Consider the following 16,436-nt stretch of genomic DNA (forward strand, 5'->3'; position numbering starts at 1 on the left):
ACGGCACTCTCATCACGATCGCGGCACCGTTATCCTTCTTCCGTCAACCGCCATCGGCCATGGCACGTCCTCGATATTGCAGCACGGCTTCGGCAATCAGGCGCGTTACCTTTTCCCGCCATTGTTCATCCAGCAGCAGTTTTTCATCTTCGACATTGGAGAGAAACCCCAGTTCCAGCAGCACGGACGGAATGTCCGGCGCGCGCAGAACCTGGAAACCGGCAGAGCGGCGTGGATTGTTGATCAGCCCCACCTGCCCCTCGAAGGACGAAACGACCCGATCGGCGAGCGAGATGGAAAAGGCCTGCGTTTCGCGCCGCGTCAGATCCATCAGGATATCGGCCACTTCAGGCGGCCCGTCCTGCAGGCTGTAGCCGGCCAGCTGGTCGGAGAGGTTTTCGCGCGCGGCGAGATTTTCCGCCATGCGGTCGGAAGCCTTGTCGGACAGCGTGTAGACCGTCGCGCCGCGAATATCCTTTTCGCGCAGCGTATCGGCATGCAGCGAAATGAACAGATCGGCCTTGCCCTGACGCGCCCGCGTCACACGCTCCGACAGCGACAGGAAATGATCGTCCTCACGTGTCAGAAAGGCCTTCATGCCGGCCTTGCCATCGAGCTTGGCCTTAAGCGCCTGCGCAAAAGCGAGCGTGATGGTCTTTTCCTGCACCTTGCCGTCGGCGCCGGTCGCACCCGCATCGATGCCGCCATGGCCGGCATCGATCGCGATCGTGAAGACATCGTCCTTTGCTTGCGAAATCGCGTTGACGTCGCCGGGCGTGTCCCAGACCTGCTTGCGCACCATTTCGACAAAGGCCTTGTCGGTGGTCATCTCGGCATCGAGCACAAGACGATAACCGTGATCGTCGTTCTTCTGCACCTCGGCCATGACGAGTTTCACCGGGCGAATGGCGGTCAGCACAAGCCGGGCACTCGCCTCCCCCATCGCGCCATAACGGATATCCTTGAAAAGACCGCGCGCTGTCAGATCCTGCGGGGAAAAGCCGAACGCCGTCGCCGGCAGGTCGATCACCACGCGATCGGGATTGGAGACATAATGCACGGAAAAAGTCGGCTTGCCGTCAAAGTCCAGCACGACGCGCGTGCGCGCATCATCGCCGGCAATACGTGCGTCGAAAGCCAGCAGGGGCTTATCGGTCTCGTCACTGGCGGCGGCCTGCGCATGGCGCGGCCCAACGGCCGACAGATCGCCGAACAGGATCGGTGAAAGCGCCAGCAGGGACAGGATGACGCCACTACGCAGGCCGCGAATCACCACGCCACCGCCGCCAGATCCGCAGGTATCCGTGATCTCAGTCTTCATTCCCGCCGCCAAATGCTGCCCCAAGTTTGCGAATGAACGCCTTTCTGGCGTCTTTCCACGGTCCTTTACCTCACACGATAAAAGCACTGCCCTATCTGCTCGATATCTTCACTGCGGCACCACCGCGAGTAGCAAAACCGCATCTGCGCAAAATATCTGGAGTTTTCCGTTCGAGTTCGATGTTTTTTCACCGATCGCACTCGCCGCAAGAGCAGTCGGGCACCATATCAACGCGCGCCCTGCGCATGCCGCGAATCACGTTCGACGGCTGTCATATACCAGTGCGCAGGAATTGATCTACAATAAGGCGCGACCGGCTTTTCCCTTGCCATAGCAACAATTAAAACATAAAAGACGAAGAAGGGTCAAAGTGTTGACGGGATAGGACTGCCACGGGCAGCCAGCCGACAAGGACCTGGCGCCATACACGGGCATACATCCGTCGTCGCTGCACTTTGGCTCTGAAGCACTATCCGCACCGGCGGTGGCCGGAACAGTACCCAGTCGCGGGCATCGTATCGCTCGCACGGAGCATATTCATCGGACCCATCCGGGTCTTCACGTATCGTCATTCTCGTCTGGTCATAGATGTCGCGGCACGTTTTTCAAAACCTGGAGATGCTGAGGGAGCCACAAGCCCCGACGGCTATCGGGTTGCGGTCGCCACGGATGGTCCCTGCGGGAATAATCTTATCCGGCGCAACAACCGCGACGCATGATCGGCCTGTCCTTGCGACAGGCATCCGTGCCCCTGCGCGTTCGCGCCGAGGAGCACATATTCAATGGCAGACAAAATGCTTATCGACGCGTCTCACGAAGAGGAGACGCGGGTCGTAGTCGTTCGGGGCAACCGGATTGAAGAATTCGACTTCGAATCGCAGCACAAGAAGCAGATCCGCGGCAATATCTATCTCGCCAAGGTGACGCGCGTAGAACCTTCGCTGCAGGCAGCCTTCGTGGATTACGGCGGCAACCGTCACGGTTTTCTCGCCTTCGCGGAAATCCATCCCGATTATTACCAGATTCCGCTCGCCGACCGTCAGGCCCTGAAACAGGCCGAAGCGGAAGAGCAGCAGCGCATCGCCGATGCCGATGCCGTCGACCCGATCATTGACCCTGCCCTGCAGGATCAGCCGGATGTGGGCCTGCCCGCAGCAGTCGTCCAACAGGTCGAAGCAGCACTTGGCGAAGAACCTTCTGAAGCTGTCGCGCAGCCGGAAGTAGAGGCTGAAGCCGCCGCTGAACCTGTTGCCGAAGAAAAGCCGAAAAAGCCGCGCCGTAGCCGCGCCCGCAAGAAGGTAGCCGAAGAAGAGGCACCCGCTGCCGAGGCCGGCACTGACGGCAATGACGACGACAGCACGCCCGGCGAAATGGCTGCCATGGTCGAAACCGACTCGATTTCGGAAGAAGTCGAGCCGCGCGGTCGCCGTCGTGATGACGACGACGATGATGACGATGACAACCACGAGAAGGAAGAGATCGAATCCGTCGGCGCCGAAGACGCCATGGAAGAGGTTCCGGATCGCGTCGTGCGCAAGCCGCGCAAGCAGTACCGCATCCAGGAGGTCATCAAGCGTCGCCAGATCCTGCTCGTTCAGGTCGCCAAGGAAGAACGCGGCAACAAGGGCGCAGCCCTGACCACCTATCTGTCGCTGGCCGGTCGTTATTCCGTGCTGATGCCGAACACCGCACGTGGTGGCGGCATTTCCCGCAAGATCACCCAGCCGACCGACCGCAAGCGCCTCAAGGAAATCGCACGCGATCTCGAAGTGCCGCAGGGCATGGGCGTGATCCTGCGTACCGCCGGTGCCAACCGTACCCGCGTCGAGATCAAGCGCGACTTCGAATACCTGATGCGCCTGTGGGAAAACGTCCGCACGCTGACGCTGCAGTCGACCGCGCCTTGCCTGGTTTACGAAGAAGGCTCGCTGATCAAGCGTTCCATCCGCGACCTTTACAACAAGGACATCAACGAGATCATCGTGTCCGGCGAGGAAGGCTATCGTGAAGCGAAAGACTTCATGAAGATGCTGATGCCGAGCCATGCCCGCGTCGTTCAGCCTTACCGCGACATGCACCCGATCTTCTCGCGCTCCGGCATCGAGGCGCAGCTCGACCGCATGCTGCAGCCGCAGGTCACGCTGAAGTCCGGTGGTTACCTGATCATCAACCAGACCGAAGCTCTGGTTGCCGTCGACGTCAACTCCGGCCGCTCCACCCGCGAGCACTCGATCGAAGACACGGCTTTGCAGACCAACCTGGAAGCGGCTGAAGAAGTCGCCCGCCAGCTGCGCCTGCGCGACCTTGCCGGCCTGATCGTCATCGACTTCATCGACATGGAAGAAAAGCGCAACAACCGCGCTGTCGAGAAGAAGCTGAAAGATTGCCTGAAGAACGACCGCGCCCGTATCCAGGTCGGCCGCATCTCGCATTTCGGTCTTCTGGAAATGTCGCGCCAGCGTATCCGCGCCTCGGTTCTGGAATCGACCACGCAGGTCTGCTCGCATTGCGGCGGCACCGGCCACGTCCGTTCGCAGTCCTCCATCGCCCTGCACGTGCTGCGCGGCATCGAGGAATATCTGCTCAAGAACACCACGCACGACATCACCGTGCGCACCACGCCTGAAATCGCCCTCTACCTTCTGAACCACAAGCGTCAGACGGTGATGGATTATGAGAAGCGTTTCGGCGTCTCGATCTTCATCGAGTCCGATCACAACGTGGGTGCCACCCACTTCGCAGTCGATCGTGGCGAACCGGTGGAAAACCCGGTCAAGATCGAAAGCCTGATGCAGTTTGCGAACATTCCGGTCGAGGACGAGGATGACGATATCGTCATCGAAGACGAGATCGACGAAGAGGAAGAAGCCGTCGAGGCCGCCGCTTCCGCTCCGGCACAGCCAGCCCGTGGCGAAGACGGCGAGAATGGCCGCAAGCGCAAGCGTCGCCGCCGCCGTCGTGGCAAGAACGGTGATCGCAATGGTGACGCGCAGGCACAGTCTGCCGATGGCGACAGCATTTCCGATGATGCCGACGAAGACGGCGAGGAAGGTGATGACGACGCCACCGAAGGTCAGGCTTCTGCAGAAGCAGCCGAAGGCGATGAAGGCGCACGCCGCAAGCGTCGCCGTCGTGGCAAGCGCGGTGGCCGTCGTAATCGCACCGATGAAGAAGGCAATGTCGTTGAAGCTTCCGGCGAAGACGATGGCGAAACCGAAGCTTCTGTAAGCGACGCTGAAGGCGAACAGCAGGCCGAACCGGTCGCTGCCGCTGAAGACGCCGCACCTGTTGCCGTGGCAGAGATTGCCGCCGAGGCTGACAAAGCCGCTCCGGCAGAAGAAGCCAAGAAGCCGCGCCGCACGCGTCGTGGCAAGGCTGCAGCCGCTCCGGCCGAGGAAGAGGTTGTCGCGGAAGCAGAACCGGCCCCGGCCGCTCCGAAGGCACGCGCCTCCCGCAAGAAGGCAGCCCCCAAGGCAGAAGCCCCGGTCGTGGAGGCCCCGGCTGAAACAGCCCCGGTGGTCGCCGCTGAGGACGTCAAGCCGGTGGACGCCGCTCCTGCCGCAGTCGCCGAAGAGGCAGCTGTCGCGGTGACGGAAGATGCGGAAGCTGCAAAGCCCGCGCGCGCCAACCGTGGCGAAAACGTCTCCTCCTCCGATCCGGTGATCAAGTCGACCGCTTCGGAACAGAAGCCGGCCGAAGGCGAAGAAAAGCCCAAAAAGGCCGGCTGGTGGCAGCGCCGCGGTTTCTTCTAAGCCGCAAAATGTGAACATCGAAAACGGCCGCCATCGTGCGGCCGTTTTTGCATTCTCTTAGGCCTTTACTGAATGCGGCGGCGATGAGCCTGTTTTTGCGGTTTCCACACGGGCGGCGCTGGCTTACTCTCGCAGATCACGACGATAGAATTGAGAACAGGATGAATATGACCATCATGGCCCCTCGCCTTCGCACGACCCTCTTTGCACTCATGGGTGCCACGGTGCTCGCGACCTCCTCACTTCTGGCCGTGAAGCCGGCATCGGCCGAAATGACCGATGCGCAGAAGAAGGAAATGGGCGCCTTCGTTCGCGAATACCTGATCGCCAACCCGGAAGTTCTGATCGAGGTCCAGCAGGCCTACGAGAAGAAGCAGTACGAAAGCCGCATGAGCCAGGCCGGACCTGCCATCATCGAAAACAAGGATGCGATCTTTTCCGACAAGAACGACATCGTGCTCGGCAATCCGGACGGTGACGTCACCGTCGTCGAATTCTTCGATTACAATTGCGGCTACTGCAAACACGCGCTCGAGGACATGGATGCCATTCTGGAAAAGGACAAGAATGTCCGTTTCGTCCTGAAGGAGTTTCCGATCCTCGGCCCGGAATCGGTTGCCGCCCACCAGGTCGCCAATGCGGTGCGCCTGACCGCGCCTGAAAAGTACCCGGACTTCCACCGCAAACTGCTCGGCGGCGAGACCCGCGCCACCGAAGCAACGGCGATGGAAGTCGCAACCTCGCTCGGCCTCGATGAGGCGAAACTGCGCCAGTCGATGAAGGACCAGCCGAACGAGGCCAACGTCAAGACCACCTATCGCCTCGCCAATGCGCTCGGCATCACCGGCACGCCCTATTACGTTGTCGGCAACGAGGCACTGATCGGCGCGCAAGGCGCTGATGCCATCGAAGAGAAGATCGCCAATATCCGCAAATGCGGAAAAGGCAGCTGCTGACCTTGACCAAAACCGGTTTTTAACAACGCCCCGAAGGCCGCAAACCCCGGTTATGCACGGGTTTCACGGCCGGGGGCTTTCCCTAGACGGTTCACCGGTCTATAGGTGGCCCAGATTTTTCGACGGAAGACTTGATGAGCAAGACGATTTTCGTCCTCAATGGGCCCAATCTCAACATGCTTGGAAAGCGTGAACCCGGCATCTATGGTGCCGGCACGCTGAAAGACGTCGAAAACCGTTGCATCGCGGTGGGCAGGGATCTCGGTTTCGAGGTCGATTTCCGCCAGAGCAATCATGAAGGCACTCTGATCGACTGGATCCATGAGGCCGGCGACAAGGCTGCGGGCATCGCATTTAATGCCGGCGCCTATACGCACACGTCGCTGGCGCTGCATGATGCCATCAAGTCCATCACCATTCCGGTGATCGAAGTGCATATCTCGAACGTGCATGCGCGTGAGGAAATCCGGCATCATTCGATGATCGCGCCGGCTGCCAAGGGCGTCATCTGCGGTTTTGGCCCGACGAGCTACATTCTCGCGCTGCATGCCTTCAAAGACATAATCAGCTGAATAAAGACAACGACATATAGGGTTTGCCATGTCTGAAAAGAAAAGCGGTATCGACAAGGTACTGATCCGCGATCTCGCCAACATCCTCAACGACACCGATCTCACCGAGATCGAAATCGAACAGGACGACCTGCGCATCCGCGTTTCCCGTTCCGCTCCGCAATACGTCCAGGCTCCGGTCATGGCCGCTGCTGCTCCGGTTGCCGCAGCACCTGCCGCAATCGCCGCTCCGGCTGCTGCCGCCCCGGCCGCATCGCCGCGTGACAACAAGAACGCTGTTCCGGCCCCGATGGTCGGCACCGTCTACCTGTCGCCGGCTCCCGGCGCCCGTCCGTTCATCGAAGTCGGCGCCACCGTCAAGGAAGGCCAGACGCTGCTCATCATCGAAGCGATGAAGACGATGAACCAGATTCCGTCGCCGCGTTCGGGCGTCGTCAAGGAAATCATCGTCAATGACGCACAGCCCGTCGAATACGGCGAAGCCCTCGTCATCGTCGAATAAAGCATAGGTGAGCCTGATGGTTTCCAAGGTCCTCATAGCCAATCGCGGCGAAATCGCGCTTCGCGTTCTTCGCGCCTGCAAGGAACTCGGCATCGCCACGGTTGCCGTGCACTCGACGGCCGACAGCGATGCCATGCACGTGCGTCTCGCCGACGAGAGTGTGTGCATCGGCCCGCCGCCGTCGCGTGACAGCTACCTCAACATCCACCAGATCGTCGCGGCCTGCGAGATCACCGGTGCGGATGCTGTTCACCCGGGCTACGGGTTCCTGTCGGAAAACGCCAAGTTCGCCGATATCCTCGACGCTCACGGCATCACCTTCATCGGGCCGACCGCGGATCATATCCGCATCATGGGCGACAAGATCACCGCCAAGAAGACGGCGCAGGATCTCGGCATCCCGGTCGTTCCGGGTTCCGATGGCGAAGTGCTGCCGGAAAACGCGCTGGAAGTGGCCCGTAAGATCGGTTTCCCGGTCCTGATCAAGGCGACGGCCGGCGGTGGTGGTCGCGGCATGAAGCTTGCCCATAGCGAGGCCGATCTCTCGGAAGCCATCTCGTCGGCCCGTTCCGAAGCGCTGGCCGCTTTCGGCAATGATGCCGTCTACATGGAAAAGTATCTCGGCAAGCCGCGCCATATCGAAATCCAGGTTCTGGGCGATGGCGAAGGCAACGCGGTGCATCTGGGCGAACGCGACTGCTCTTTGCAGCGTCGTCACCAGAAGGTCTGGGAAGAAGCAAACTCCCCTGCCCTCGATGTCGAGCAGCGGATGAAGATCGGCGAAATCTGCGCCGATGCCATGCGCAAGCTGAAATATCGCGGTGCCGGCACGATCGAATTCCTCTACGAAAACGGCGAGTTCTATTTCATCGAAATGAACACCCGCCTGCAGGTGGAGCACACGATCACCGAGGCCATCACCGGCATCGATCTGGTGCATGAGCAGATCCACATTGCTTCCGGCAAGGGTCTGTCCGTCACCCAGGACGACGTGGTGTTTTCCGGCCACGCCATCGAGTGCCGCATCAATGCCGAGGACCCGCGCACATTCGTGCCGTCGCCCGGCACGATCACCTACTACCACGCTCCGGGCGGTCTCGGCGTTCGCGTCGATTCAGGTGCCTATGCCGGCTACAAGATCCCGCCTTTCTATGACAGCATGATCGGCAAGCTGATCGTCCATGGTCGCACCCGCGACGAATGCATGATGCGTCTGCGCCGTGTTCTCGACGAGTTCGTCGTGGACGGCATCAAGACGACGATCCCGCTGTTCCAGGATCTGGTCGACAATGCCGATATCGCCAAGGGCGATTACGACATCCACTGGCTGGAAAACTATCTGGCCAGCGTCAACGCTTAAAGGATAGCCATGGCAGGGACACGCAGGGGCCAGAATCCGACGATTACAGCGGATGTACTCCTGCGTGCCTATTCCATCGGCCTGTTTCCGATGGCCGATTCGGCGGACGACCCGGAAATCTTCTGGGTCGAGCCGGATTTGCGGGGCATCATCCCCCTCGACACGTTTCACGTCTCGAAAAGCCTCTCCAAAACCATCCGCAAGGCACCGTTCGACATCCGTTTCGACACCGCCTTCGCCGCCGTCATGGACGGCTGCGCGGAAGCCGTCGACAACCGCCCCAGCACCTGGATCAACTCCACCATCCGCGCGCTCTATACCGAGCTGCACGACCTCGGACACGCCCATAGCGTCGAAGCGTGGGAAGACGGCGAACTGGTGGGCGGGCTTTATGGCGTGTCGCTGGGTGCGGCCTTTTTCGGCGAAAGCATGTTTTCCCGCCGCACCGATGCATCGAAGATTTGTCTCGTGCATCTGGTCGAGCGCCTGCGCGCGCAAGGGTTTCGCCTGCTCGACACGCAGTTCACCACCGATCACCTGAAAACCTTTGGCGCGATCGATGTGCCGAAGGCGGAATATCTGGTGATGCTGCAGGCGACCGTTGAGCCACCGCATCTGGCGTTTTAGTGGTATGGTTGCTGGGCGAGCATCCAAACTAATCCAACATCTTATCCCATTCTTAATGCTCAGAATACACGTCTAAGATCTGCGTCTTGACCGCGCGTGAACTACCAATTTTGCGTCACCACAGTTGCAGCAAATACCGCTCGCGCGGTTAAAATCAGATGTCGTTCCTAGAGCCGCAGTTGTCATAGCTGACATCTGACGCCTTGCTAGGCCTAGTAACTTCGTGATGCAGTCATCACACAGATCATCTGGTTCACGTTCGGAAATGAGATCGTTGATACGTTGCGCAATTGTAGCCATCGGCGTCACCCAATCATAGATTGCTCCGAAAGACTTTTCAGCTTCTTACAGTAAAATGCAAATCCACTTCGCTTGCATCGGCCTGCGTGGCTTCGCCTCATGTCGCAAACAGAACATTTTCAGGCAAAAATCCACTCTTTCTGAAAATATATCCTAGCCAAATCAATCACTTGTAAAATAGTTGGCAATGGCTTCGTCCACCCTCCCCAAACCCATGCCTACAATTCTCCCGTTCCATCGTGGATACACCGGGAGGCGTCCCGGCGAGTTGGAGCCGGCGCAGTGTATGAGGGTGAGACGCAAAACCTCATGCATTGGGTTCGCGGAAACTGGTTCTCCTCCGGCGACACGGGGGAGGTGTTGCGGGCGTTAAAACCTCGCAATGCCTCTGAAGCCCGAAAGAAGCGCGCCGGGCGTGCCTGTGCGGCACACATGATCGCCAGTCGGTGGAAACACCGGGATGGCTTTCGCAGAAGAACCGAAGTCGCGGACAAAAACCGTCGAACGGGGCACTGAGAGGTGTCAATTATAAACTAAATTTCGAGGCAGCTTTCAGTGCCCCGACCGCATAACCCGCAAATGGCGGGTGCTTTTTGAAAATCTGAAGATCGCCAAGGGACGACTCTGCCCTTTTCCGGGCCAGAGCAATCAGTTGCTCGGCGCAGGTGCCGGCACGTCGGACTCGGCCTTGCAGCCCGTCAGCCAAACGTCATAGATCGGGTGCTCGACGGCGTTGAGACCGGGGCTGTCGGCAAACATCCAGCCGGTAAAGATACGACGGATCTTTCGGTCGAGCGTGATTTCGTCGACCTCGACAAAACCATCGATCTTCTGCGCTTCGGTATCGTCGCGCGAATAACAGACCTTTGGGGTCACCTGTAGCGCACCATATTGCACCGTTTCGTTGACATAAACGTCGAACGTGGTGATGCGGCCCGTAATCTTGTCGATGCCGGCAAAAACGGCGACCGGGTTTTCGAGCCGAGCAGCCGACGCCATCTGCGGCGCCACAAACGGCAAAACACCGAGCAGAACACCGGCCAACAGCTTTTTCGAAAACGTCATCGACAATCTCATCAATCTACCCGTGGAACGCCCTCACCGTGGGGGGCATTGGCAACGCGTAGTCAGGGATTATGGCCAAAAGCCGAAGGTTCTGGCCGTTTGCACACCCGGCCCACAGGCCGGGTCGCGGAAATCAGCGTATCCGGTTCAGTTGCCCGGCGTCCAGGCATCGTAATCGCCTGTCACGCGTGGACGCTCGCCGGCACCCGAGAGCGAACCCTGCGGACGGTAAGCGGCAGCCGAACCGGTGAGGTTGGCCTGATGCGGCTTCTGCCATTCGCGCGGCGAATACTCTTCCTGAGATGGCGGCGTATCGGTGCGGTAATGCATCCAGCCGTGCCAGCCCGGAGGAATGGCCGAGGCTTCGGCATAACCGTTATAGATCACCCAGCGGCGCGGCATGCCCCAGGAGGTCATCGTGCCTTCGTAATAGGTGTTTCCGAGCTCGTCCTGGCCAACGCGCTTGCCATGTTTCCATGTGAAGAAACGCGTCCCGATCGTCTGACCGTTCCACCAGGTAAAAATCTGCAGAAGAAGCTGTTTCATATTTCCGTCGGCCTCAAACGAGAGAGGGAAGTTCAGATGTCCGCTTATGCAATCTCAAGGCTCTGATGTCCAGAGATTCCAAACCGCTGTCACGCCTATTTCAGCTTCATCTTAAAGCCGGCATGGCTCTTTTCGAACCCGTGACGTTCATAAAAGCGATGGGCATCGGTGCGGGTGGCATTGCTGGTCAGTTGCACCAGCCGGCAATCGCGGCGACGCGCCTCTTCCACGGCATAATCCACCATGGCCTTGCCGATGCCGCGGCTGCGCATGTCGGGCCGCGTCTGCACCGCCTCGAGAATCATGGTCAGCGAGCCGCGCCCGGTCAGCGTGCGGGTGAACAGCAGTTCGAACGTACCGACCACCTCGCCGGACAGTTCGGCAACGAACAGGTTTTCGTTGTGGGACGCATCGATGATGTAAAACGCCTTCAGGTAGTCCTCGAAGGCATCGGGATCGGTCGTATCGCCATGACCGCCCTTCTCGTCGGCTGCGAACATCGCGATGATGTCCGTCAGATCGGTTTCCCGCGCCCTGCGGATGATCAGGTCCGTTTCGCTCATGACAGTCTCCTCCCTCACAAGCGGTGGGCACAAACCCTATTGCGGCAACCGCTTTTCCATCACCACCGCCGGCAGACCGGAATTGGGTCCGCCGAACTCCTCCATACGGTCGACTTCGACAAAACCGAGCCGGCTGTAGAAGGATATGGCGCGTTCGTTCTGAAGGGCCACCTCGACACGCATGATTTCCGCATCGGGAAAGCAGGTTTCGAGTTCGGCAAAGAGATCGCGGCCGACGCCATCGCCCTGCGCCGACGGCTTGACGTAAAGCTGATGCAGCATCACCGTCTTGTCCATCTTGGCATAAGGTGCTGCAAAACCGATGCCGCCAATGTCGCGGCCGCTGTCGGCCACGACATATTCGCCGCCCTTGCGGCCGATCCGTTCCTTGATGGCGGAAGGCGAATTCCACGACTGCAAAAGCTTTTCCACCGTCTCGGACCCGTAGATGCCGTCATAGGTGGAATGGAAAGTTTCGATCAGGAGCTTGTGCACCTGATCGACATCTTTCGGGCCGGCTGTTCGGACGAAATAGACCATCCGGCCTTATTCCTCGATGCCGAGTTTTGCCTTGACCAGCGCCTGAACGGCCTGCGGGTTGGCCTTGCCGCCGGTGGACTTCATCACCTGACCGACGAACCAGCCGGCGAGCGTCGGCTTCGCCTTCACCTTCTCGACCTGATCCGGGTTGGCGGCAATGATCTCGTCCACGGCCTTTTCGATGGCGCCGGTATCCGTGACCTGCTTCATGCCGCGGGCTTCGACGATTTCCGCCGGATCACCACCTTCGGTGAGAACGATTTCGAAGAGATCCTTGGCGATCTTGCCCGAAATCGTTTCGGCCTTGATCAGGTCGATGATGCCACCGAGCTGGGCTGGAGAAACCGGTGTCTCTTCAATGTCTTTGCCCAGTTTGTTCAAGGCGCCCAGCAGGTCGTTGATGACCCAGTTGGCGGCAATCTTGCCATCGCGGCCTTCAGCCACGGCTTCGAAATAATCGGCAATCGCCTTTTCCGAAACGAGAACCGAAGCGTCATAGATCGACAGGCCGAGTTCAGCGACGAAACGGGCCTTCTTGTCGTCCGGCAGTTCGGTCAGGTCGGCGCGCAGAGAATCGATGAAGGCATCGTCGAATTCCAGCGGCAACAGGTCCGGATCGGGGAAATAGCGATAGTCATGCGCATCTTCCTTGGAACGCATCGACCGCGTTTCGCCCTTGCCCGGATCGAACAGGCGGGTTTCCTGATCGATCACGCCACCGTCTTCCAAAATGCCGATCTGGCGGCGTGCTTCATATTCGATCGCCTGACCGATGAAGCGGATGGAGTTGACGTTCTTGATTTCGCAACGCGTGCCAAAACCTTCGCCCGGACGACGAACGGAGACGTTGACGTCGGCGCGCATCGAACCTTCGTCCATGTTGCCGTCGCAGGTGCCGAGGTAACGCACGATGGAGCGCAGCTTGGTCATATAGGCCTTAGCTTCGTCGGACGAGCGCATGTCGGGCTTCGACACGATTTCCATCAGCGCCACGCCGGAACGGTTCAGGTCGACGAAGGACATGGTCGGATGCTGGTCATGCATCGACTTGCCGGCGTCCTGCTCCAGATGCAGGCGCTCGATGCCGATCTCGATATCCTCGAACTGGCCCTGACGGTCCGGACCCAGCGAGATGACGATCTGGCCTTCGCCGACGATCGGATCCTTGAACTGCGAGATCTGGTAACCCTGCGGCAGGTCGGGATAGAAATAGTTCTTGCGGTCAAAGATCGAGCGCTTGTTGATCTGCGCCTTCAGACCAAGACCGGTGCGCACGGCCTGACGCACGCATTCCTCGTTGATGACCGGCAGCATGCCCGGCATGGCGGCATCGACGAGCGAAACATTGGCATTGGCCGGCTTGCCGAATTCGGTCGAGGCGCCGGAGAACAATTTCGAATTCGACAGGACCTGCGCATGCACCTCCATGCCGATGATCACTTCCCAATCGCCGGTGGCGCCGGGAATGAAGCGTTTCGGATCGGGGGTACGGACGTCGACAAGGGTCATCTGATGCTCGTAAATTGGTCTTTGCGTTGATGTCTGGAGGTAGAGCAAATGGCGCGGCGGTGCAAGCACATGGCCGGCGATGGGGCCAAAACAGAGGTTGAGAATGGGACAGAAACTTAACCGGCAGCGGTCATCATGGAAAAATGCAACTCGGACAGCCCCTCACACTCTTCCTGATCTACCTTCTCTTCAACGTCGTGGTCTTCTGTGTCTACTGGTGGGACAAGGAAGCCGCGCGGCAAGGTCAATGGCGGATCAGCGAAAACACCCTGCTGTCACTCGCCCTTTTCGGCGGCAGTTTTGGCGCGGTCACTGCACAGCAGATACTACGGCACAAGACCCGCAAGGAGCCCTTCCGCTCCACACTGATGCTCATCGTCGTACTGCATGTCGTCGCTGCCGCGTTCTGGATATTTGCACCAACCGGCACGCTCGCTGCGCTGTTTGCCCTGATGGAATGATCAGAAGCCCGGCCCGTAAGTCGCCGGTTCTTCCGCGGCCAATTGTTTCGACAGCCCGACCGACTGCACATCCTGATCGAGCTTTGGTGCATAGGCGACGGACAGCCAGTTGATCGAATAACCGTTCTTTTCGAAAAAACCGACCGCATCCGTATTGCGGGCATGGGTTTCCAACCGGGCCACGACAAAACCCTGCCGCACGATTTCATCTTCGACCTCGGCCAGCAATGCAGTCCCGACGCCCTGATGCTGCAGCGTGGGATCGACCCAGAAATCGGTAATCGTCTCGTCCAGCCCTTCGCGCGAAGCCCAGCCGGCCACGACGCCATCGAGTTCGGCAACAGTGATGGTCAGCCAGGATGATTTTGTGAAATTTTCAAAGGCGATTTCGGCATTGGCGCGCATGTCTGCGGTGGCACCAATAGGCGCAACAGCCTGCTCCCAGGCCCTCACCCCGATTTCCCTTAAGATTGCGGTCTCGTCGTCACGCGCATTGCGAATGCTGATCATGGCGGCCCCTGTTGTGCGGCAAGTAGACCATCGCAGACCGGGTTTGACCAGCGCAACCTCATCTGACGATCCGCAACCACTCTTGACGACAGTGGAAAACCTCATAAAAATATCGTCATAACCAATGGAGTTTTGATGTTCTCGAAAGAGACCCGGTAAGGGGCCGGCCCGCCAAACGCCGCCGGCCCAGACAAAAACGACAAACCCCGACGTCTCCTGACGCCGGACGCGTTTTTGCATGCCTTCCCATAGGCATTTTCCGGACATCAGATCATGGACATTTCCCGCGCCGAACAGCGCATCCTCCACCTGCTCGCCCAGGGCGGCCGGATCGAGATCACCCGCGACGACGATCGCAGGATAGAAAAACTGCAACTCATCACCCGCGAAGGCTGGGCCTTTTCACGCCTCGACCTGCCGACCTTTCGAAAGCTGAAGCAGAAAAAGGCGATCCGCTCGCAGGGCGGCAAACCTTATCGCATCACGGAAAGAGGATTGGTGCTGGTGAGAGCCGAGCAGGATAATCGGTAACTATTGATGGCGGGCGCTGTACCGGCGTCCGCTGCTTCAAAGAAGGCAGTTGGCGGGCCTTCGATTTCACGGTATGCTTGTCTTCATGAGCGAGTTGAAGGAAAATCTCAGCTTTGAAGAACTGACCGAGCCGCAGGCGCCCGCCAGCGACGCGGATTATCTCGCCTGGAAAAAAAGCAAGATCAAAGCTGCACTGAAGCAGGCCGAAGACCGGTCATGTATGGTACCCGCCAAGACCGTGTGGGAGAGCTTTGGACTTGAACGTTAATCTCACGCCGCTGGCTATTGCCGACCTGAGACACATTCATCGTCACATCGCAAAAAATGACCGCATGGCTGCAGATCGCGTCATATCGCGCATCCGGCAGGTCATCGAGATTTTCGAGAGTTTTCCATTGATGGGACGTGTTGGCGACATGGAAAACACCCGTGAATTTGCCATCTCGGGACTGCCTTACACGATTGTCTACCGCATCATATCCGCCAGCGAACTCGACATCCTGACGATTGTTCACAACAGACAAAACTACCCGTCGCAGTCCGATTGATGCTTCACGAACCGCCGGTCAACACCGCCCGCATCGCCGCCCACTCCTCGGCGAACGAACCAGCGGCTACCGGCTTATCCGCACGCCGGTACCAATAGCCGGCATTCCACTCATCGCCTTCGATGCTATGGCAGAGCGCATTTCCCCAGTCGAAATCCGGTTTGCCCTCATGGGCCTGACAGAGATTGTGAACGGTTTCCCATTCCGTTCCCATGACGAAACCGGCCGTCGCAAGACGATCGAAAGCTTCAACCAATGCCGCAGTCTCCGATGCCATAAACCCTCCTCCGGTTTCCAGACCTCAAGTCAGTCGTTTCTCCAGATGAACCTTTTCGAGGTCCACATTCATGCTCTTGGAAAACTCTATACCGCGCCAGACGGTTTCAAAACCGCAGCGCTCGTAAAGCCGGATCGCATTGGCATTGCTGGCATGTGTGTCGATGCGCGCAAGCGGATGCCCTTCTGCGGCAATGACAGAGAGGATATGGAGGACGAGCGCACGGCCGACGCCCCTGCCCTGATGGTCCGGATGAACCCAGACATCGGAAATATAATCGCGATCATTATCCCGGGCCGTCCAGCCGACGATCACACCCTTGAGTTCGGCAACGTGTACATCGCCTGACGTGTTTTCGGCAAAGATCGCAAATTCCTGGCCCACACGTTCGATCACATCCGGGTCGAGATAGACCTCATCAAACGCATCGCTGGATTTCCATGCCGCAAAACCGACTTCGCCGACCACAAGGTGATCGGCGATTGTCATGTCTCGA

At 58.9% G+C, this 16,436-nt stretch carries 19 protein-coding genes; 10 read left to right on the forward strand and 9 right to left on the reverse strand.

Going from position 1 to position 16,436, the window contains the following annotated elements:
* Positions 1 to 43 precede the first annotated feature (43 nt).
* Positions 44 to 1,321 carry an N-acetylmuramoyl-L-alanine amidase gene (locus tag J2T09_RS22075; RefSeq protein WP_306838590.1) on the reverse strand — a complete coding sequence of 426 codons (1,278 nt, stop codon included), beginning with the start codon at positions 1,319 to 1,321 and terminating at the stop codon, positions 44 to 46.
* Between the two features lie 782 nt (positions 1,322 to 2,103).
* On the opposite strand from J2T09_RS22075, the gene J2T09_RS22080 reads away from it, so the two are divergent.
* From J2T09_RS22080 to aat, 6 genes are all read left to right on the forward strand, one after another.
* Positions 2,104 to 5,073 carry an Rne/Rng family ribonuclease gene (locus tag J2T09_RS22080; RefSeq protein WP_306838592.1) on the forward strand — a complete coding sequence of 990 codons (2,970 nt, stop codon included), beginning with the start codon at positions 2,104 to 2,106 and terminating at the stop codon, positions 5,071 to 5,073.
* 176 nt (positions 5,074 to 5,249) lie between these two features.
* On the forward strand, positions 5,250 to 6,029 hold the full coding sequence (locus tag J2T09_RS22085) for a DsbA family protein (protein WP_306838595.1): 780 nt from the start codon (positions 5,250 to 5,252) through the stop codon (positions 6,027 to 6,029).
* Positions 6,030 to 6,163: 134 nt separating this feature from the next.
* Positions 6,164 to 6,601 carry a type II 3-dehydroquinate dehydratase gene (aroQ, locus tag J2T09_RS22090; RefSeq protein WP_306838597.1) on the forward strand — a complete coding sequence of 146 codons (438 nt, stop codon included), beginning with the start codon at positions 6,164 to 6,166 and terminating at the stop codon, positions 6,599 to 6,601.
* Between the two features lie 28 nt (positions 6,602 to 6,629).
* Positions 6,630 to 7,103 carry an acetyl-CoA carboxylase biotin carboxyl carrier protein gene (accB, locus tag J2T09_RS22095; RefSeq protein WP_306838599.1) on the forward strand — a complete coding sequence of 158 codons (474 nt, stop codon included), beginning with the start codon at positions 6,630 to 6,632 and terminating at the stop codon, positions 7,101 to 7,103.
* 16 nt (positions 7,104 to 7,119) lie between these two features.
* The gene (gene accC, locus J2T09_RS22100) at positions 7,120 to 8,463 is read left to right on the forward strand and encodes an acetyl-CoA carboxylase biotin carboxylase subunit (protein ID WP_306838601.1); all 1,344 of its coding nucleotides are present in this window, start codon (positions 7,120 to 7,122) and stop codon (positions 8,461 to 8,463) included.
* Positions 8,464 to 8,472: 9 nt separating this feature from the next.
* A complete protein-coding gene (gene aat, locus J2T09_RS22105) occupies positions 8,473 to 9,090 on the forward strand; it encodes a leucyl/phenylalanyl-tRNA--protein transferase (RefSeq protein ID WP_306838603.1) in 618 nt (205 codons plus the stop codon).
* Positions 9,091 to 10,038: 948 nt separating this feature from the next.
* Here aat and J2T09_RS22110 read toward each other — a convergent pair.
* The 5 genes from J2T09_RS22110 to gatB all read right to left on the reverse strand — a co-directional run bounded on the left by J2T09_RS22110 (position 10,039) and on the right by gatB (position 13,613).
* A complete protein-coding gene (locus J2T09_RS22110) occupies positions 10,039 to 10,455 on the reverse strand; it encodes a DUF2155 domain-containing protein (protein WP_373458567.1) in 417 nt (138 codons plus the stop codon).
* A gap of 147 nt (positions 10,456 to 10,602) precedes the next feature.
* Positions 10,603 to 11,001 carry an NADH:ubiquinone oxidoreductase subunit NDUFA12 gene (locus tag J2T09_RS22115; RefSeq protein ID WP_306838607.1) on the reverse strand — a complete coding sequence of 133 codons (399 nt, stop codon included), beginning with the start codon at positions 10,999 to 11,001 and terminating at the stop codon, positions 10,603 to 10,605.
* A 95-nt stretch (positions 11,002 to 11,096) separates the two neighbouring features.
* Positions 11,097 to 11,564: a GNAT family N-acetyltransferase gene (locus tag J2T09_RS22120; protein WP_306838609.1), complete on the reverse strand. Its 468-nt coding sequence runs from the start codon at positions 11,562 to 11,564 to the stop codon at positions 11,097 to 11,099.
* 36 nt (positions 11,565 to 11,600) lie between these two features.
* On the reverse strand, positions 11,601 to 12,104 hold the full coding sequence (locus J2T09_RS22125) for a GNAT family N-acetyltransferase (RefSeq protein ID WP_306838611.1): 504 nt from the start codon (positions 12,102 to 12,104) through the stop codon (positions 11,601 to 11,603).
* Positions 12,105 to 12,110: 6 nt separating this feature from the next.
* Positions 12,111 to 13,613 carry an Asp-tRNA(Asn)/Glu-tRNA(Gln) amidotransferase subunit GatB gene (gene gatB, locus J2T09_RS22130; protein WP_306838613.1) on the reverse strand — a complete coding sequence of 501 codons (1,503 nt, stop codon included), beginning with the start codon at positions 13,611 to 13,613 and terminating at the stop codon, positions 12,111 to 12,113.
* 143 nt (positions 13,614 to 13,756) lie between these two features.
* On the opposite strand from gatB, the gene J2T09_RS22135 reads away from it, so the two are divergent.
* Positions 13,757 to 14,074, forward strand: coding sequence for a DUF1294 domain-containing protein (locus tag J2T09_RS22135; protein ID WP_306838615.1), 318 nt, complete (start codon positions 13,757 to 13,759; stop codon positions 14,072 to 14,074).
* Here J2T09_RS22135 and J2T09_RS22140 read toward each other — a convergent pair whose 3' ends face one another.
* Positions 14,075 to 14,584, reverse strand: coding sequence for a GNAT family N-acetyltransferase (locus J2T09_RS22140; RefSeq protein WP_306838617.1), 510 nt, complete (start codon positions 14,582 to 14,584; stop codon positions 14,075 to 14,077).
* A 273-nt stretch (positions 14,585 to 14,857) separates the two neighbouring features.
* On the opposite strand from J2T09_RS22140, the gene J2T09_RS22145 reads away from it, so the two are divergent.
* The 3 genes from J2T09_RS22145 to J2T09_RS22155 all read left to right on the forward strand — a co-directional run bounded on the left by J2T09_RS22145 (position 14,858) and on the right by J2T09_RS22155 (position 15,663).
* On the forward strand, positions 14,858 to 15,115 hold the full coding sequence (locus J2T09_RS22145) for a YjhX family toxin (RefSeq protein WP_306838619.1): 258 nt from the start codon (positions 14,858 to 14,860) through the stop codon (positions 15,113 to 15,115).
* A gap of 85 nt (positions 15,116 to 15,200) precedes the next feature.
* Complete coding sequence (locus J2T09_RS22150) at positions 15,201 to 15,383, forward strand: hypothetical protein (RefSeq protein WP_306838621.1); 183 nt, start codon at positions 15,201 to 15,203, stop codon at positions 15,381 to 15,383.
* Positions 15,373 to 15,663, forward strand: coding sequence for a type II toxin-antitoxin system RelE/ParE family toxin (locus J2T09_RS22155; RefSeq protein ID WP_306838624.1), 291 nt, complete (start codon positions 15,373 to 15,375; stop codon positions 15,661 to 15,663). Before J2T09_RS22150 ends, J2T09_RS22155 begins: the two co-directional genes overlap by 11 nt.
* Positions 15,664 to 15,667: 4 nt before the next feature.
* Here the strand turns inward: J2T09_RS22155 and J2T09_RS22160 are convergent, their stop codons facing one another.
* Together J2T09_RS22160 and J2T09_RS22165 are read right to left on the reverse strand one after the other, a co-directional pair.
* Entirely contained in the window at positions 15,668 to 15,940 is a 273-nt protein-coding gene (locus tag J2T09_RS22160) for a hypothetical protein (protein ID WP_306838627.1), read from the reverse strand.
* Between the two features lie 24 nt (positions 15,941 to 15,964).
* A complete protein-coding gene (locus J2T09_RS22165; protein WP_306838629.1) occupies positions 15,965 to 16,429 on the reverse strand; it encodes a GNAT family N-acetyltransferase in 465 nt (154 codons plus the stop codon).
* Positions 16,430 to 16,436 lie beyond the last annotated feature (7 nt).

It is taken from the genome of Neorhizobium huautlense, assembly GCF_030811685.1.
Taxonomy (GTDB): domain Bacteria; phylum Pseudomonadota; class Alphaproteobacteria; order Rhizobiales; family Rhizobiaceae; genus Neorhizobium; species Neorhizobium huautlense_A.

Bases quoted from the DNA above. Each gene is read 5' to 3' on its own strand.
- J2T09_RS22075 (WP_306838590.1), bottom strand. From the start codon at position 1,321: ATGAAGACTGAGATCACGGATACCTGCGGATCTGGCGGCGGTGGCGTG.
- J2T09_RS22080 (WP_306838592.1), top strand. From the start codon at position 2,104: ATGGCAGACAAAATGCTTATCGACGCGTCTCACGAAGAGGAGACGCGG.
- J2T09_RS22085 (WP_306838595.1), top strand. From the start codon at position 5,250: ATGGCCCCTCGCCTTCGCACGACCCTCTTTGCACTCATGGGTGCCACG.
- aroQ (WP_306838597.1), top strand. From the start codon at position 6,164: ATGAGCAAGACGATTTTCGTCCTCAATGGGCCCAATCTCAACATGCTT.
- accB (WP_306838599.1), top strand. From the start codon at position 6,630: ATGTCTGAAAAGAAAAGCGGTATCGACAAGGTACTGATCCGCGATCTC.
- accC (WP_306838601.1), top strand. From the start codon at position 7,120: ATGGTTTCCAAGGTCCTCATAGCCAATCGCGGCGAAATCGCGCTTCGC.
- aat (WP_306838603.1), top strand. From the start codon at position 8,473: ATGGCAGGGACACGCAGGGGCCAGAATCCGACGATTACAGCGGATGTA.
- J2T09_RS22110 (WP_373458567.1), bottom strand. From the start codon at position 10,455: ATGACGTTTTCGAAAAAGCTGTTGGCCGGTGTTCTGCTCGGTGTTTTG.
- J2T09_RS22115 (WP_306838607.1), bottom strand. From the start codon at position 11,001: ATGAAACAGCTTCTTCTGCAGATTTTTACCTGGTGGAACGGTCAGACG.
- J2T09_RS22120 (WP_306838609.1), bottom strand. From the start codon at position 11,564: ATGAGCGAAACGGACCTGATCATCCGCAGGGCGCGGGAAACCGATCTG.
- J2T09_RS22125 (WP_306838611.1), bottom strand. From the start codon at position 12,104: ATGGTCTATTTCGTCCGAACAGCCGGCCCGAAAGATGTCGATCAGGTG.
- gatB (WP_306838613.1), bottom strand. From the start codon at position 13,613: ATGACCCTTGTCGACGTCCGTACCCCCGATCCGAAACGCTTCATTCCC.
- J2T09_RS22135 (WP_306838615.1), top strand. From the start codon at position 13,757: ATGCAACTCGGACAGCCCCTCACACTCTTCCTGATCTACCTTCTCTTC.
- J2T09_RS22140 (WP_306838617.1), bottom strand. From the start codon at position 14,584: ATGATCAGCATTCGCAATGCGCGTGACGACGAGACCGCAATCTTAAGG.
- J2T09_RS22145 (WP_306838619.1), top strand. From the start codon at position 14,858: ATGGACATTTCCCGCGCCGAACAGCGCATCCTCCACCTGCTCGCCCAG.
- J2T09_RS22150 (WP_306838621.1), top strand. From the start codon at position 15,201: ATGAGCGAGTTGAAGGAAAATCTCAGCTTTGAAGAACTGACCGAGCCG.
- J2T09_RS22160 (WP_306838627.1), bottom strand. From the start codon at position 15,940: ATGGCATCGGAGACTGCGGCATTGGTTGAAGCTTTCGATCGTCTTGCG.
- J2T09_RS22165 (WP_306838629.1), bottom strand. From the start codon at position 16,429: ATGACAATCGCCGATCACCTTGTGGTCGGCGAAGTCGGTTTTGCGGCA.